Origin of the sequence: Actinomycetospora callitridis (assembly GCF_028737265.1) — a bacterium.
Classification (GTDB): Bacteria; Actinomycetota; Actinomycetes; order Mycobacteriales; family Pseudonocardiaceae; genus Actinomycetospora; species Actinomycetospora callitridis.
On record NZ_JAQZAK010000011.1, the window covers coordinates 71,068 to 84,943 of the forward strand.

General features: G+C 74.2%; 13 protein-coding genes. 8 read left to right on the forward strand and 5 right to left on the reverse strand.

Going from position 1 to position 13,876, the window contains the following annotated elements:
• Positions 1-7: 7 nt before the first annotated feature.
• Both PH191_RS25680 and PH191_RS25685 read left to right on the forward strand, forming a co-directional pair.
• Positions 8-400 (forward strand): DUF3224 domain-containing protein, encoded by a 393-nt coding sequence (locus PH191_RS25680; RefSeq protein ID WP_274197470.1) that lies wholly within the window; start codon positions 8-10, stop codon positions 398-400.
• The gene (locus tag PH191_RS25685) at positions 400-885 is read left to right on the forward strand and encodes an OsmC family protein (RefSeq protein ID WP_274197471.1); all 486 of its coding nucleotides are present in this window, start codon (positions 400-402) and stop codon (positions 883-885) included. The genes PH191_RS25680 and PH191_RS25685 overlap by 1 nt, the downstream gene beginning before the upstream one ends.
• On the opposite strand, the gene PH191_RS25690 is transcribed toward PH191_RS25685, so the two are convergent.
• A complete protein-coding gene (locus PH191_RS25690; RefSeq protein ID WP_274197472.1) occupies positions 878-4,456 on the reverse strand; it encodes an indolepyruvate ferredoxin oxidoreductase family protein in 3,579 nt (1,192 codons plus the stop codon). The two genes, PH191_RS25685 and PH191_RS25690, sit on opposite strands and share 8 nt — an antisense overlap.
• Positions 4,457-4,637: 181 nt before the next feature.
• Here PH191_RS25690 and PH191_RS25695 point away from each other — a divergent pair, with 181 nt between their 5' ends.
• From PH191_RS25695 to PH191_RS25705, 3 genes are read left to right on the forward strand one after another with little or no spacing between them, the layout of a single operon-like run.
• Entirely contained in the window at positions 4,638-5,135 is a 498-nt protein-coding gene (locus PH191_RS25695) for an Lrp/AsnC family transcriptional regulator (protein ID WP_274197473.1), read from the forward strand.
• 34 nt (positions 5,136-5,169) lie between these two features.
• Positions 5,170-5,967: an arylamine N-acetyltransferase family protein gene (locus PH191_RS25700; protein ID WP_274197474.1), complete on the forward strand. Its 798-nt coding sequence runs from the start codon at positions 5,170-5,172 to the stop codon at positions 5,965-5,967.
• Positions 5,957-6,760: a thioesterase family protein gene (locus tag PH191_RS25705; protein ID WP_274197475.1), complete on the forward strand. Its 804-nt coding sequence runs from the start codon at positions 5,957-5,959 to the stop codon at positions 6,758-6,760. The genes PH191_RS25700 and PH191_RS25705 overlap by 11 nt, the downstream gene beginning before the upstream one ends.
• Positions 6,761-6,771: 11 nt before the next feature.
• On the opposite strand, the gene PH191_RS25710 is transcribed toward PH191_RS25705, so the two are convergent.
• Positions 6,772-8,739, reverse strand: coding sequence for an HNH endonuclease signature motif containing protein (locus PH191_RS25710; protein WP_274197476.1), 1,968 nt, complete (start codon positions 8,737-8,739; stop codon positions 6,772-6,774).
• Between the two features lie 104 nt (positions 8,740-8,843).
• The gene (locus PH191_RS25715; RefSeq protein WP_274197477.1) at positions 8,844-9,941 is read right to left on the reverse strand and encodes an SPL family radical SAM protein; all 1,098 of its coding nucleotides are present in this window, start codon (positions 9,939-9,941) and stop codon (positions 8,844-8,846) included.
• 134 nt (positions 9,942-10,075) lie between these two features.
• On the opposite strand from PH191_RS25715, the gene PH191_RS25720 reads away from it, so the two are divergent.
• On the forward strand, positions 10,076-10,291 hold the full coding sequence (locus PH191_RS25720) for a hypothetical protein (RefSeq protein WP_274197478.1): 216 nt from the start codon (positions 10,076-10,078) through the stop codon (positions 10,289-10,291).
• A 28-nt stretch (positions 10,292-10,319) separates the two neighbouring features.
• Here PH191_RS25720 and PH191_RS25725 read toward each other — a convergent pair whose 3' ends face one another.
• Together PH191_RS25725 and PH191_RS25730 are read right to left on the reverse strand one after the other, a co-directional pair.
• Positions 10,320-10,868, reverse strand: a complete 549-nt coding sequence (locus PH191_RS25725; RefSeq protein WP_274197479.1) for an SRPBCC family protein — start codon at positions 10,866-10,868, stop codon at positions 10,320-10,322.
• Positions 10,865-11,197, reverse strand: a complete 333-nt coding sequence (locus PH191_RS25730; protein ID WP_274197480.1) for an ArsR/SmtB family transcription factor — start codon at positions 11,195-11,197, stop codon at positions 10,865-10,867. The genes PH191_RS25725 and PH191_RS25730 overlap by 4 nt, the downstream gene beginning before the upstream one ends.
• A 116-nt stretch (positions 11,198-11,313) precedes the next feature.
• Here PH191_RS25730 and PH191_RS25735 point away from each other — a divergent pair, with 116 nt between their 5' ends.
• A complete protein-coding gene (locus PH191_RS25735; protein WP_274197481.1) occupies positions 11,314-12,285 on the forward strand; it encodes a phosphotriesterase family protein in 972 nt (323 codons plus the stop codon).
• On the forward strand, positions 12,282-13,832 hold the full coding sequence (locus PH191_RS25740) for a class I adenylate-forming enzyme family protein (protein ID WP_274197482.1): 1,551 nt from the start codon (positions 12,282-12,284) through the stop codon (positions 13,830-13,832). Before PH191_RS25735 ends, PH191_RS25740 begins: the two co-directional genes overlap by 4 nt.
• Positions 13,833-13,876 lie beyond the last annotated feature (44 nt).

A 13,876-nucleotide genomic window follows, 5' to 3' on the forward strand; every position in this document is an offset into this window, starting at 1 on the left:
TGATCGCGTGACCCACCTCGAGAGCGCGTTCAGCATCGACCTCTGGGAGACGGCGGAGGGCGACGCCCTGGCCGAGCCGGAGGGCCGGGGGCCGGCGACGGGTCGGGCGCTGATCCGCAAGACCTACTCCGGCGCCCTGCAGGGCACGGCGGTGGGCGAGATCCTCACGACCCAGGGCGAGGGTGGGGCGGCGTACCTCGCGCAGGAGCGCGTCGTCGGCGAGCTCGACGGCCGGACGGGCAGCTTCGTGCTCCAGCACGGCGCCGCCGGCGGGGACGGGCAGGAGATGCGCCAGTGGGCGTTCGTCGTCGCCGGGTCCGGCGCCGGCGACCTCACCGGTCTGAGCGGCACCGGCGTGGTGGCGCACGAGCTGCTGACCCTCGACTACGAGCTGCCCTGATGGCGTTCACCGAGGCGCCCGACGGCACCCACCGCTACCGCGCGACGTGCACCTGGTCGGGCTCGACCGGGGCCGGCTACGACGCCTACGACCGCGCCCACCGCGTGGAGTCGCCGCCGGCCGCCGCCGCGCTCGAGCTCTCCAACGACCCGTCGCTCGGCGGCGACGCGTCACGCCTCGACCCCGAGCAGCTGGTGCTCGCCGCGGCGTCCTCGTGCCAGCTGCTCTCGTTCCTGGCGATCGCCGCCCGGGCGCGGGTCGACGTCACCGATTACCGCGACGACGCCGAGGCGGTGATGTCGCACGACGAGGGTCCGGCGCGGATCGCCGGGATCGTGCTGCGCCCGCAGATCACCGTGGCGCCGGGCCCGAGCGTCCCGCGCGTGGAACGGCTCGTGCACCTCGCCCACGGCGAGTGCTACATCGCGAACAGCCTCGCGACCCCGGTGGCCGTGGAGCCCGCGATCACGTACTCCGTCAGTTAGGCAGCAGCTCGGCCATCCGGGCGCGGTAGCGGGCGACGTTGTCGAGCTTGATCTGCTCGTAGCCCCGCACCATGTCCGGCAGGCCGGCGATCTCGACGGCGCGGTCCGTGTCGTCGAGGGTCAGCAGCGTCGGGATCAGCCCGCGGTACTCCGCCACCAGCTCCCGCTCGACGCGACGGACCTCGGCGACACCGAACGGGTCGAGGCGCGTCCCGCGCAGGCGGCGCATCGCCCGCAGGGTGCGGTAGCCCGGCCGGAACCAGCGGCCCAGCGTGATCTTGCGCTGCATGCCGACCGCCCGGAGCACCGGCGGGTGGAGCTTCCACGCGTACCGGGCGCCGTCGCCGAACTGCGCGCGCACCGAGGCCTCGAGCGCGGGGTCGAGCGAGAGCCGCGCGACCTCGTACTCGTCCTTGTACGCCATGAGCTTGTACAGCCCGGTGGCGATGGCCTCGGCCAGGAGCGGGTCGGCGTCCACGGTGCCCGCGACCACCGACGCGTACTGCCGCGCGTAGTCCGCGTCCTGGTACGCGACGAGCTCGGGCACCCGGACACCGACCAGGCGCGCCAGCCCGCTGTCCGCCGGGGCCCCGATCGACGCGACGATCTCCGCCGCCTCCGCGGCGCCGCGCGCGTCCAGCCCCGGCACCCCGGTGTCGGGGCCGGTGCCCGTCGCCGCGGCGACGACGGCCGCGAACGCCGTCGGGTCCGCGACGGCCTGGCGGCCGCGCCGGAACGCCTGCAGGTTCTTCTCCACCGCCGCGCCGTTGAGCGTGAACGCCTCCTCGACCGCCGAGGCGGGCAGCGGCAGCGCGCCGGCCTGGAAGGCCGCGCCGAGCAGCAGCGTGAGCGCGAACTGGTCGTCACCGAACAGCGCCTCGCTCAGCGCGCGGGCGTCGACGACCACCCCGGCGTCCTTCCGGGTCCGTTCGGTGATCCGCTTCAGCACTGCGTCGGCGTCCGGGAACGAGACCGTCGGGTCGACGACCATCGCGCCGGTCGCCACCTTCGCCGACGAGATCGCGGCGACCGTGCGCCATGAGGAGGTGGTGGCGAGGTTCGAGGGCTCCGCGGCGACCAGCAGGTCGGCGCCGAGGTAGAGGTCGCACTCGCCCTCGGCCGCACGGCCCGCCGCCTCGAGCGACGCCCGGCTGATCTTGAGGTCGGAGACGACCGCGCCGCCCTTCTGGGCGAGGCCGGTCTGGTCGAGGCCGCGCACGTGGCGCCCGGCCACGAGCCCGGCGGTGGCGAGCACCTGGGACACCGTCGTGACCCCGGTGCCGCCGATCCCCGCGAGCCGCACGGTGAACGCGTCGGGGTCGACCAGCGCGCGCGGGGTCGCGAACGCGTCGGGGCCGAGCGGTTCTGCGCGAAGGGCACCGTCACGCGCTCTAGGCGCGCGAAGGGCACCTTCGGCCGAATCCGCGGAGCCCGGCTCGACGGTCAGGAACGCCGGGCAGTCGCCGTCGAGGCAGGAGTAGTCCTTGTTGCACGACGCCTGGTGGATGCGGGTCTTGCGGCCGAACTCGGTGTCGACCGGCGTGACCGACAGGCAGTTCGACGTCTGCCCGCAGTCGCCGCAGCCCTCGCAGACGCGCTCGTTGATCATCACGCGGGTGCTCGGGTCGGCGATCGTGCCGCGCTTGCGCTTGCGGCGCTTCTGGGCCGCGCACTCCTGGTCGTGGATCAGGACGGTGACGCCCGGGGTGTCCGCGAGGACCCGCTGGGCCTCCTCGTAGCGCGACCGGTCCCAGACGTCGACGCCCTTGGCGAGGCGGACGCCCTTGTACCGCGAGCGGTCCTCGGTGGTGACGATGATCCGCGCGACGCCCTCGGCCTGCAGGCTCCTCGTGAGCGCCGGCATCGACAGCGCGCCGACGGCGTCCTGCCCGCCGGTCATCGCCGCGGCACCGTTGTGGAGCAGGCGGAAGGTCAGGTGCGACCCGGCGGCGACGGCGGCGCGCACGGCCAGCGAGCCGGAGTGGTGGAACGTCCCGTCGCCCATGTTCTGCACGAAGTGGTCGGCATCGACGAACGGCTCCATGCCCAGCCAGTGCGCGCCCTCGCCGCCCATCTGGCTCAGGCCCGTGACCTCGCCGACCTGCTCCTCGGGCATGAGCAGCACCATCGTGTGGCAGCCGATGCCGGCGCCGACGAGCGAGCCCTCGGGGATCGCGGTGGTCGAGGTGTTGTGGGGGCAGCCCGAGCAGTAGAACGGGGTGCGGTGCCCGCCCTCGACGGGCGTCAGCGACAGCTCGATGCGGCTGCGGCGGGCCTTCGCGTCGCGCCAGGCGACCACCGACGGGAACGACCCGTGCGCGAGCAGGCGCCCGCCGAGCCGGCGGGCGACGACGTCGGGGTCCAGGTCACCGTGCTCGGGGAAGAGCGCGGCGCCGTCGGGACCCCGCTTGCCGTGGACGGCCGGTGCGCCGGCGCGGCCGTAGAGCCGCTCCTTGATCTGGGTCTCGAGGAACGCCCGCTTCTCCTCGACGACGACGATCTCGTCGAGGCCGTCGGCGAAGCGGTCGACGATCCCCGGCTCGAGCGGCCAGGGCATGCCGACGCGCAGCAGGCGCACGCCGCGCCGAGCGAGCTCGGCGTCGTCCAGCCCCAGGGTGTCGAGGGCCTGGCGCAGGTCGAGCCAGCTCTTGCCGCCCGCGACGACGCCGACCCGCGCCGGGCCGTGGCCGACGATGCGGTCGAGGCCGTTGGCGGCGGCGTAACGGCGGGCGATCTCGAGCCGGGCGCGGTAGAGGTCGCGCTCGATCGGCCCGAGGTGCGGCTGCAGCAGCGTCGCCGACGGCGTGTGCACGTACTCGCGGCCGTCGATCGTCACGTCCGGGGCGACGATGCGCACGCGGTCCGGGTCGACGTCGACCGTGCCGGAGCCGTCGGCGACGGCGGTGACCATCTTCAGCGCGGTCCACAGCCCGCTCGCGCGCGAGAGCGCGACGGCGTGGCGGCCGAGGTCGAGGACGTCCTGCGAGTCGGCGGGGTAGAGCACCGGGACGGCCATGTCGGCCAGCGCCGCTTCGGAGGCGCAGGGCACGCTCGACGACTTCGCCGCGGGGTCGTCGCCGACGAACGCGACGGCGCCGCCGCGCGGGTGGGTGCCGGTGAGGTTGGCGTGACGCAGGGCGTCGGTGGCGCGGTCGAGGCCGGGCGCCTTGCCGTACCAGTAGCCGACGACCCCGTCGCGGGTGAGCGAGCCGGTGGCGGCGGCGAGCTGGGTGCCCTCCACCGCCGTGAGGGCGAGCTCCTCGTTGAGGCCGGGCGCGAAGACGACGTCGTGCTCGGTGAGCAGGTCGCGGTGGCGGGCGAGCTCGAGGTCGTAGCCGGCGAGCGGCGAGCCCTCGTAGCCCGAGACGTAGCCCCCGGTGCGCAGGCCCGCGGCACGGTCGGCGCGGTGCTGGTCGAGGGGCAGGCGCACGAGGGCCTGGACGCCGGTGAGGTGCACGCGGCCGGTGGTCAGGGCGTAGCGGTCGCGCAGCGTCCGGGGGCGCTGCGGGCCGTCGCCCCGGTCGTCGCCGTGGGGGACGTCGAACGCGGGTGGGCGGACGTCGACGGTCATGGGGCACCTCCTCGGCGGGCGGACGTCCGGGCGGGTGGTCCCCGGCGTCCGGCCACGCTTCTCGCGGTGGCACGAAAGGTAGGGAGTTACTCTCCAGTGGTCTAGTGTCATCCAGATCGACTGGGCCACCGGTCCAGTCATGCGGGCTCCTGATTGATCCCCTTCGGCCAATGGACGACACGTGGACCTCGACGACCTCGACCGCGCCCTGCTGCTCGCGCTGCTCGAACGCCCGCGGGCCGGCCTCCGCGAGCACGCGCGGGCGCTCGGCATCGCCCGCGGCACCGCCCAGGCACGCTTCCTGCGGCTGCAGGAGCGCGGGGTCATCGTCGGGTTCGCCCCGCACGTGAACCCGGAGGCACTGGGCTTCGACGTCCACGCGTTCGTCACCCTGCACATCACGCAGGGCCGCCTGGACGACGTCGCCACGCGTCTGGAGGCCGTCGCCGAGGTCGTCGAGGTGCACAGCATCACCGGCGACGGCGACCTCTGGGCCCGGGTGGTCGCCCGGACCAACGCGCACCTGGAGCAGGTGGTCCAGGGGATCATCGGCACCCCGGGTGTGGAGCGCACCCGCACGGAGATCGCCCTCACCGAGCGGGTCGCCCACCGCGTCCTGCCGCTCGTGCGCGCCCTCCCCCGCGGACGCCGGGGCACGGACGCCGGACACGACGCTTGACCTCGACGGGACTCGAGGTCCCACCGTGGAGGGCATGAGCACCGCCGTGGACACCGGACTGCCGGCCTCCGTCGTCGCCGAGTACCTCGACCGGGTCGGCCTGCCCGGCGAGCGACCGACGCTGGCCGAGCTCACCCGGGCGCACGTCGCCGCGATCCCCTTCGAGAACGTCGACGTCGTCCTCGGGCGCCACCCCGGGATCGGCCTCGACGTCGTCGTCGACAAGCTCGTCCTCCGACGCCGCGGCGGCTACTGCTACGAGCACGCCCGCCTGATGGCCGCCGTGCTGGAGCACCTCGGGTACGAGGTGCGGCCCGTCATGGCGCGCGTCCAGGCCGACCGCGGCGGCCCGCGCACGCACCGGGCCCTGGTGGTGGACGAGCAGCTCGTCGACGTCGGCTTCGGGGCGAGCATGCTGGTGCCGATGCCGCTGCGCGACGGGGTCGTCGTCGACCAGGCCGGCTGGCCGCACCGGCTCGAGCGCGAGGGCCGCGAGTGGACGCTCGTGCGGTCCACCCGCGGCGGCGAGGAGCGGGCGTACCGCCTGGACCCGGAGCCGTCCGAGCCGGTCGACGACGAGGTCGCGCACCACTTCACGGCGACCCACCCCTCGTCGCCGTTCACGGGCCAGCTCGTCGTGATGCGGCTGGCCGAGGGCGTGAGCCGCCGGCTCGTGCGCACCACCCTGACCACGGAGTACGCCGACGGGCGCGTCGAGGAGCAGGAGGTGACCGACGTCGTCGACGCCCTGGCCTCGCTCGACGTCGACCTCGACGACGACGAGGCCGCGGCGTTGCGGACCTGGTGGTCTACTCAGCGACGTGATCAGTGAGCTCGCACTCGACAGCGCGTCCGAGCGGGTGGCCGACGGGGTGCACGAGATCGTCCTGTCCGACCGCTGGGGTCTCGACGACGGGCGCCTGAACGGCGGGTACCAGCTCAGCGTCGCGCTGCGGGCGCTCGCGGGCGAGGTCCCGCTGCCCGACCCCGTCGTGGCCTCGGCGTCCTACCTGCGCCCCGCGATGCCGGGGCCGGCGCGAGTGCTCACCGAGGTGGTGCGGGCCGGGCGCCGTCTGGCCACGGGCACGTCGCGGATCGTGCAGCCCGGCCCGGACGGCGGGGAGCGCGACGTGCTGCGCCTGGAGGCCACGTTCGCGGACCTCGCCGCGAGCCCGGCCGAGCCGCACGACCTGACCGCGGCGCCGGAGCTCCCGCCGTTCGACGCGTGCACCACGTTCGGCGGCGCCGACGCACCCGCGTCCGTCGCGGCGGTCGGCCGGCGGATGCGCTACGGGGTGACGGAGATGCCGGGCTGGACCCGCGGCGACCCCTCGGGCGATCCTCGCGCGGAGTTCTGGTTCGCCCTGGCCGACGGGTCGGACGCGACGCTGCTCGACCTCGCCTTCGTCGTCGACGGGGCGGCGCCGGTGGTGCTCGAGCTCGGCCGCGGGTCGAGCACCGCCCAGCTCACGGTGCACCTGCGCGAGCACCCCGCGCCCGGGCCGCTGCGGTGCCGCACGGTGACGAACCACCTCTCCCACGGCCTGCACGAGGAGGACGTGGAGGTGTGGGACTCCGCGGGACGGCTGGTCGCGCAGTCGCGTCAGCTGGCGCTGCTGCTGTAGGCGCTCGGCGGTCAGAACGGTGGGTCCCCGTCGTAGGAGCTCCGGATCGGGGTGGTGGTCCTCGTCGGGCGGGCCTTCTGGGTCGGCGCGACCTTGCGGTACCAGTCGGGGTCGATGTCGTCGCCGGCGTCGGTGCGGTCGTCGGACCAGCCGTCGTCGGGGAGGGGTCGGGGTGCGGCGGCGGGCCGTGGCGCCGGGAGCGGTTCGGTGACGCGCTTGGGGTGGCTGGTGTAGGTGATGCCGGCGCGGGTGCGGATGACGAACTGTCCGGGGCTGGGTTGGCGGACCGTCCATGGGGCGTGGTGTTTGGCGCGGTGATCGTGGGTGCACCAGGCGCCGAGGTTCCACGAGGAGGTGGGCCCGCCCCGGGCGTGGGCGAGGGTGTGGTCGAGGTCGGCGTTGTGGGCGGGGCGCCGGCACCAGGGCGCGACGCAGTGCCGGTCGCGGACCCGGATCCAGCGGTCGAGTTCGGCGCCGGGACGCCGCCGGGCCCGGTCATCGGGTCCGGCGTTGTGGTCCGGAGGCGCGCCGGGCCGCCCGAGGTCGGCGAGCCGCTGCTGCAGTTCCCGCAGCAGCGGCGCCCAGTCGGGGTGGTCGTCGGGGTCGAGGGCGGCGAGCAGTGTCGTCGGAACGTGGAGTTCGACGATCGATGCCCGGCGTCCCCGCGCCCGAGCCGGGCGGCGGGGGTCGGGTGGTCGGCGTCGGGCGAGCAGGACGTGCTGGAGGCGGCCCTGGTCGTCGGTGAGCACGACACGCCATTCGCCGCTGCGGTGGCGCAGGGCGAGCGTGCGGGCGTCACCGGCGAGGACGGCGCCGTAGCCGGGGACGCTGCCGGGGTGCTCGTCGAGCCCGAGGGCGGTGGTCAGCCGCAGCCGCACCTCCACGCAGCCCTCCCGGATCCGGCCCGGACCGGTGTCGGGCGGATCGAGCGGCACCGCGGGGTCGAGCACGGCAGGCAGGTCGGGGAGGTCGAGGACGCCCTGCTCCGACGGTGAGCGCGGCGCTGGCACGGTCGCGACGAGATCGTCGTCCGGGTCCTCGCCGGGGTCCTCGCCGGGGCCGTCGTCGTCGGGGCCGTTGTCGTCGGGACCGCTGTCGTCGGGGCCGTCGTCACCGGTGTCGTCCCCGCCGCTGGCGTCGTCGGGGTCTTGCGGGGTGTTCTGGGCGTGGTACTCGGCGGCGAGCAGCAGCGCGATGGTGCGGTCGTCCATCCCGGCGGTGGAGCCGTCGAGCAGCCGCAGCCCGACCTGCAGTCGCAGCACCCCGATCGGGGTGAGGACACCGAGGTGGCGGACCGTGGCGGCGAGCGCGTCGATGCGGGCCTGGGAGGCGATGCCGTCGGGGGCGGGCGCGTCGCAGAACGACAGGTTCGCGGTGCCCGACGGGGTCGGCGAGAGGAGCACCCGCGCCCGCGCCTCGGCACGCTGGCGGCGCCGCTGGGCCCAGTCCGGGTCCAGCGCCGTCGCGACCTGCTCGATCCGCTCGATCAACGCCCCGACCGGCAGCTCCGGCGCCTCGGGCAGCACGATCCGGCACACCTCGTGGGCGTGGTCGTCGGTGAGGTCGCGGGTCTGGTCGCAGATCGTGCGGGCCTTGGGTTCGTCGAGCCACCCGCCGTACAGCGCGTTGCCGACCTCGGGCAGCCGCTGCTGCAGGTCGTCGGCCAGGTCGAGCTTGCGCGAGGACATGGTGCGCGACCAGCCCAGCTGGGCCGAGACCTCGTCACCGGAGAACTCGTCGCACGACGACAGCCGCTCGGTGCGACCAGCCTGGGCGCGCCCCAGATGGTGGATGCCTTCGAGCAGCTCGGCCGTCGCCCGGTTCTGCGACCGCCACCGGCCCCGCACGTACGCGGCCAGATCCTCGCCCGTCAACGCGGCCGGCGACAGGCACTCCAGAGCAGCGGCCAGCTCCGCGCCGGGCGCGAGAGCGTCCAGCTCGGCCACCAGGCCGACCCGGACACCGTGGTCGATGCTCACGACCAGAACGCTAGCCCCGACCCCCGACAGTGACGGCCCACCGAAGGTCCTCCACAGCGACCGGCGAGGTCACAGCACGATAACGATCCCCTGCTCGGAGGCCCCTACGTCCAGTACAGGACCCGCGCCGCGGGCAGGCGCTCCGCGAGCTCGGAGGTCACGTGGGCGCGCAGATCCGCCATCACGTCGTCGGGGTAGACGTGCTTCACCGCGCCGAACTTCCCGCGCTTGGTGCGCCGCTGCTCGGGGTCCATCTCGAGGCGGGTGCGCGGGTACCAGCTCTCGAGGGTCTCCTTGCTCCCCGGCGTGAACCGGTGGGTGATGCACTCGGCGGTGAGGTCGAGGTCGTCGATCCCCTCGAGCGCCGCCGCGACCCGGGCGAGCAGGTCGGAGTACGCCGCCCGCCAGTCACCGACGGGCATGATCGGCGCGATCGTCAGACCCACGGGCCAGCCGGCACGGGCGAGCGTCGCGAGCGCGTCGATGCGTTTCCCGACCGGATCGGTCCCGCCCTCGAAGCGGCCCACCACCGACTCCGGGCCGACGGAGAACCGCAGGCGCGTGCGACCGCCGTGCGGCAGGTCGAGCAGCCCTGCGACGTCGGCGAACTTCGTCGTCGCCCGCAGCTGCACCGGGCCGCCGAAATCGTGGGTCCCGACGTGGCGGATCGCCGCCGAGAGACTGCCGGTGACGTGCTCGATGCCCAGCGGGTCGGTGTAGCAGGACGCCTCGAAGGTCGTCCCCTCCGCGGCGCGGTCGACGTTCGTCGAGGTGATCGTGCCGTGGCCGACGTAGGCGTCGAGGCCGGCGAGGATCTCCTCGAGGTCGCCGTTGACGCGGGTCATCGGCGGGCCGGCCAGCGACCCGGCGAGGTAGCAGTACTGGCAGTGGGCCGGGCAGCCTCGGGCGAGGTCGACCCGCCAGTCGGCGCTCGGCGGGATGGGGTCGAGCTTCCGCGCCGACGCCGGGCTCGTCACCACCGCCAGCGTCGACTTCGCACGGGCGTAGGTCTCGCGCTCGGTCTCCCCGCGCACACCGGTGATGCGGTCGCCACGCAGCAGCTCGACGTCGTCGACGCCGGCCGCCGCGCACCGTCGGAGGATCTCGGCGGTGTGCGGGTGCTCCTGCGCGGACCGGGTGACCAGGACGCGCTGCGGGGTCCAGAGGCGGGTGGTGGGCGGGGCCGGGAGGGATGTCGTCATCGCACCCACGTCAACGCACCGCACGTTCGGCGACTTCCGCCCGAACGGGGTGATTGGTCCCTCCGGGCGCGGGATACTCGGCCGCATCCGGCAGTGGTGCCGGTCACATCCGTTCAGCCCACCCGGGAGGTCCCGTGTCCGCCCCGTCCTCCGGTCCCGACCTGCGCCCCGCGGCGCTCGACGACGCGGCCCTCGACGACCTGCGCCGTGTCGAGGAGCGCATCGGCATCCCGCTCGTCGCGTACGAGGCCGAGAGCCCCTACGCCGAGCTCACCGACGAGCAGCTCGCCGAGATCCGGCGCGCCGAGAGCGCCCTCGGCGTCCGGCTGCTGGCCTACCGCCCCGCCTGACGGGTCGGGCCCACCTCGGCGACCGTGCTCATGGCGCGTCGGCGGTCGCGGGATCGGCGGTGGCGGGATCGGTGGTGGCGGGATCGGTGGCCGCGTACCGCGGCGCCAGCTCCTCCCAGGCGGCCAGGAACGCCGGCCCGGAGCAACCCTCGGACCCCACGTCACGCCCGTCCAGGTGCACGGCGAGGTTGTCGAGGTGTAGGTGCCACCCGGCCCCGTACTGCACGACGTCGACCTCGAGGAGGGTGTGGTCGAGGCGCAGGAGGGTCTGCGCGCCGTCGGGAACGAGGCGCAGCAGGAGCTCCGAGGCCGGTTCGCCGGTGTAGTACCAGGTCAAGCGCAGCTCGTGCGGCGGGTCCCAGATGGTCACTGTGCACGTGGCCGTCTCCGCACCGCTCATGCGCAGCACGAACGTCGCGTCGGGACCGGGCGCGCCCGACTCGACGGGTGCCAGCCAGTCGCTCAGCCGCGCGGGGTCGGTGAGCGCGTCCCACACCCGGGCGGCCGGGGCCGCGATGCGGCGCTCGAGGTGGACGGTGCCGGCGGCGCGGTCCACGGCGCCGAGGAGATCGGTCATGAGGTGCTCCCATCGTGGTCGTTCTCGAGGTGGCGTTCGAGGGCGTCGAGGCGCCCGGCCCAGAAGCGGGTCTGGCGCGCCGCCCAGCCGGCGAGCTCGTCGAGCGGGCCGGGATCGAGGCGGTAGACGCGGCGCTGCGCGTCGGCCGTGCTGGTGACCAGCCCGGCCTCACGCAGCACCTTGAGGTGCTTGGACGCGGTGGGCTGGCGGATCCCGAACCGCTCGGCGGCGAGCTCGGCGAGCTCCCCCGCCGTCACCTCACCCCGATCGGCCAGCCGCTCGACCATCGAGCGTCGCACCGGATCCGCCACCGCCTGGAACACGTCCACGACCCGTACTTTGCCATACAGCTATATAGCTGACAAGCGATTCAGAAGGTCCTGGTTTCGCCGCGGGGAATCCGTGACAGTGGTTCGGGTCACAACGACGCGGCGGAGGTGCGGGCATGCCCACGGTGGAGACGGTGCGGGGTCCGGTGGACACCGGGGATCTGGGCACGACGCTGATGCACGAGCACGTGTTCGTGCTGTCGCCGGACGTCATGCAGAACTACGGGGACGAGTACTGGGACGAGGAGGTCCGGGTCGCCGACGCGATCGAGAAGCTGCGCCGCCTGCGCGAGCTGGGCGTCACGACGATCGTCGACCCCACCGTCGTCGGGCTTGGCCGCTACATCCCCCGCGTCGCGCGGATCAACGCCGAGGTCGACCTGAACATCGTCGTCGCCACCGGCCTCTACACGTTCGACGAGATCCCCCACTTCCTGCACTACCGCGGCCCCGGCACCGTGCTCGGTGGGGACGAGCCCATGACCGAGATGTTCGTGCGCGACATCCGTGAGGGCATCGGCGGCACCGGGATCAAGGCGGCGTTCCTCAAGGGCGTCGTCGAGGAGCGCGGCCTCACGCCCGACCAGACCCGCATCCAGCACGCGATCGCGGCCACCCATGTCGAGACGGGTGTGCCGATCACCGTGCACACCAACGCCGCCCACCAGACGGGGCGGCTGGCGCTCGATCTCTACGAGAAGGCAGGCGTCGACCTCACCAAGGTCGTCGTCGGGCACGCCGGGGACAGCAACGACCTCGACTACCTGCGCGAGATCGCCGACCGCGGCGCCACGATCGGCGCCGACCGGTTCGGCGTCGACGTCTTCAACCCGACCGACCAGCGGGTGGCCACCATCGCCGCACTCTGCGCGGAGGGGTACGCCGAGAAGATCGTGCTGTCCCACGACGCGTCCTGCTACATCGACTTCTTCTCCGGCGACAGCCAGGCGACGAAGGAGCAGATGCTCCCGAACTGGCACTACGAGCACATCCACCGCGACGTGCTCCCCGCGCTGCGCGAGCAGGGCGTCTCCGACGAACAGCTCACGACGATGCTGGTCGAGAACCCGCGGCGGTACTTCTCGTGAGCCCCGAACCCCTGCCCCCCGAGCACCTGACCCCCGAACCCCTGCCCCGCGGCCCCGCGCCGTTCGACACGACGGGCATCACCCGCGGCGACGACGGCATCGCGCGCTACGACCACCTCGCCCCGTCGGTGGTGGCGATGGTGCGGGCGTCGGTGGAGCGCCACCCCGACGTGGAGGCGGTGGTCGAGGTCGGGGGCGAGCGCGTCACGTACGCCGAGCTGTGGGAGCGCGCGGCCCGGGTCGCCGGCGGCCTGGTCGGCGACGGCATCACCCGCGGCGACCGGGTGGCCTCGCTGCTGCCGGCGGGCCTGGACTGGGTGGTCGGCTTCCTCGGCACCCTGCTCGCCGGCGCCGTCGCCGTGCCGGTGAACACCCGCTTCGCCGCGCCGGAGATCGAGCACGTGCTCACCGACTCCGGGGCCGCCGCCGTGCTGCGGGCCGGGTCGCCGCTGCCCGAGGGGAACCCCGAGGCCCTCGAGGACCTCGTCCCCGGCGACCTCGCGGCGATCTTCTACACCAGCGGCACCACCGGCCGCCCCAAGGGCGCACGCACCACCCACGGCAACTTCCTGTCCAACGTCGAGACCGCGATCCGCGTCATCGGCATCGACCGCGCCGACGGACCGACGCTGCGCAACCTCGTCTCGGTCCCGCTGTTCCACGTCACCGGCTGCAATTCGCAGCTGCTCGTCCAGCTCGGTCTGGGCGGGACGACGGTGGTGCTGCCGACGTTCCAGGCGGACGCGTTCGTGCGCACGATCGTCGAGGAGCGCATCGACACGCTGGTCTCCGTCCCCGCGATCTACGGGCTGACGCTGGCCCGCGGCGACCTCGACGTCGACCTCTCCGGCGTCCGCCGCGCGACCTACGGCGGCGCGCCCATGGCGCCCGACCTGGTCCGGCGGCTCCAGGAGCGCCTCCCGCGGGCCCGGCTCGGCAACGGGTTCGGGCTGACCGAGACCTCCTCGATCTCCACGTTCCTGCCCCACGAGTGGGCGGTGGAGCACGCCGACTCCGTCGGCTTCGCCGCCCCGGTGGTCGACCTCGCGCTGGCCGACGTCGACGACGCCGGCGTCGGGGAGCTGCTGATCCGGGGCCCGAACGTCGTCGACGGGTACTGGCAGGCCCCGGAGGCGACGGCCCGGACCTTCGTCGACGGCTGGCTGCACAGCGGGGACCTCGCCCGCGTCGACGACGGGCTGGTCCGGGTGGTCGACCGCGCCAAGGACGTGATCAACCGCGGCGGCGAGAACGTCTACTCGGTCGAGGTCGAGAACGCCCTCGCCGGCGCACCCGGGGTGGCCGACGCGGCCGTCGTCGGGGTCCCGGACGACGTCATGGGCGAGAAGGTCGGCGCGGTGCTGGTGGGCGGGAGCGTCGACGTCGACGCCGTCCTCGCCTACCTCGACACGCAGCTCGCCGACTTCAAGGTGCCCCAGTTCGTCGTCGTCACCACCGACCCCCTGCCGCGCAACCCCGGCGGCAAGTTGCTCAAGCGGACCCTGCGCGACGGCACGGACTGGGGGCGGCCGGTGCGCGGTCGCTGACCGTCGAAATCGCACGCGGGCGACCACTCGGCCCTACCGGTTCC

Excerpts from the sequence above, each read along its gene's own strand:
- PH191_RS25685 (WP_274197471.1), top strand. The coding sequence starts at position 400 with ATGGCGTTCACCGAGGCGCCCGACGGCACCCACCGCTACCGCGCGACG.
- PH191_RS25690 (WP_274197472.1), bottom strand. The coding sequence starts at position 4,456 with ATGACCGTCGACGTCCGCCCACCCGCGTTCGACGTCCCCCACGGCGAC.
- PH191_RS25700 (WP_274197474.1), top strand. The coding sequence starts at position 5,170 with ATGAGCACCGCCGTGGACACCGGACTGCCGGCCTCCGTCGTCGCCGAG.
- PH191_RS25715 (WP_274197477.1), bottom strand. The coding sequence starts at position 9,941 with ATGACGACATCCCTCCCGGCCCCGCCCACCACCCGCCTCTGGACCCCG.
- PH191_RS25725 (WP_274197479.1), bottom strand. The coding sequence starts at position 10,868 with ATGACCGATCTCCTCGGCGCCGTGGACCGCGCCGCCGGCACCGTCCAC.
- PH191_RS25735 (WP_274197481.1), top strand. The coding sequence starts at position 11,314 with ATGCCCACGGTGGAGACGGTGCGGGGTCCGGTGGACACCGGGGATCTG.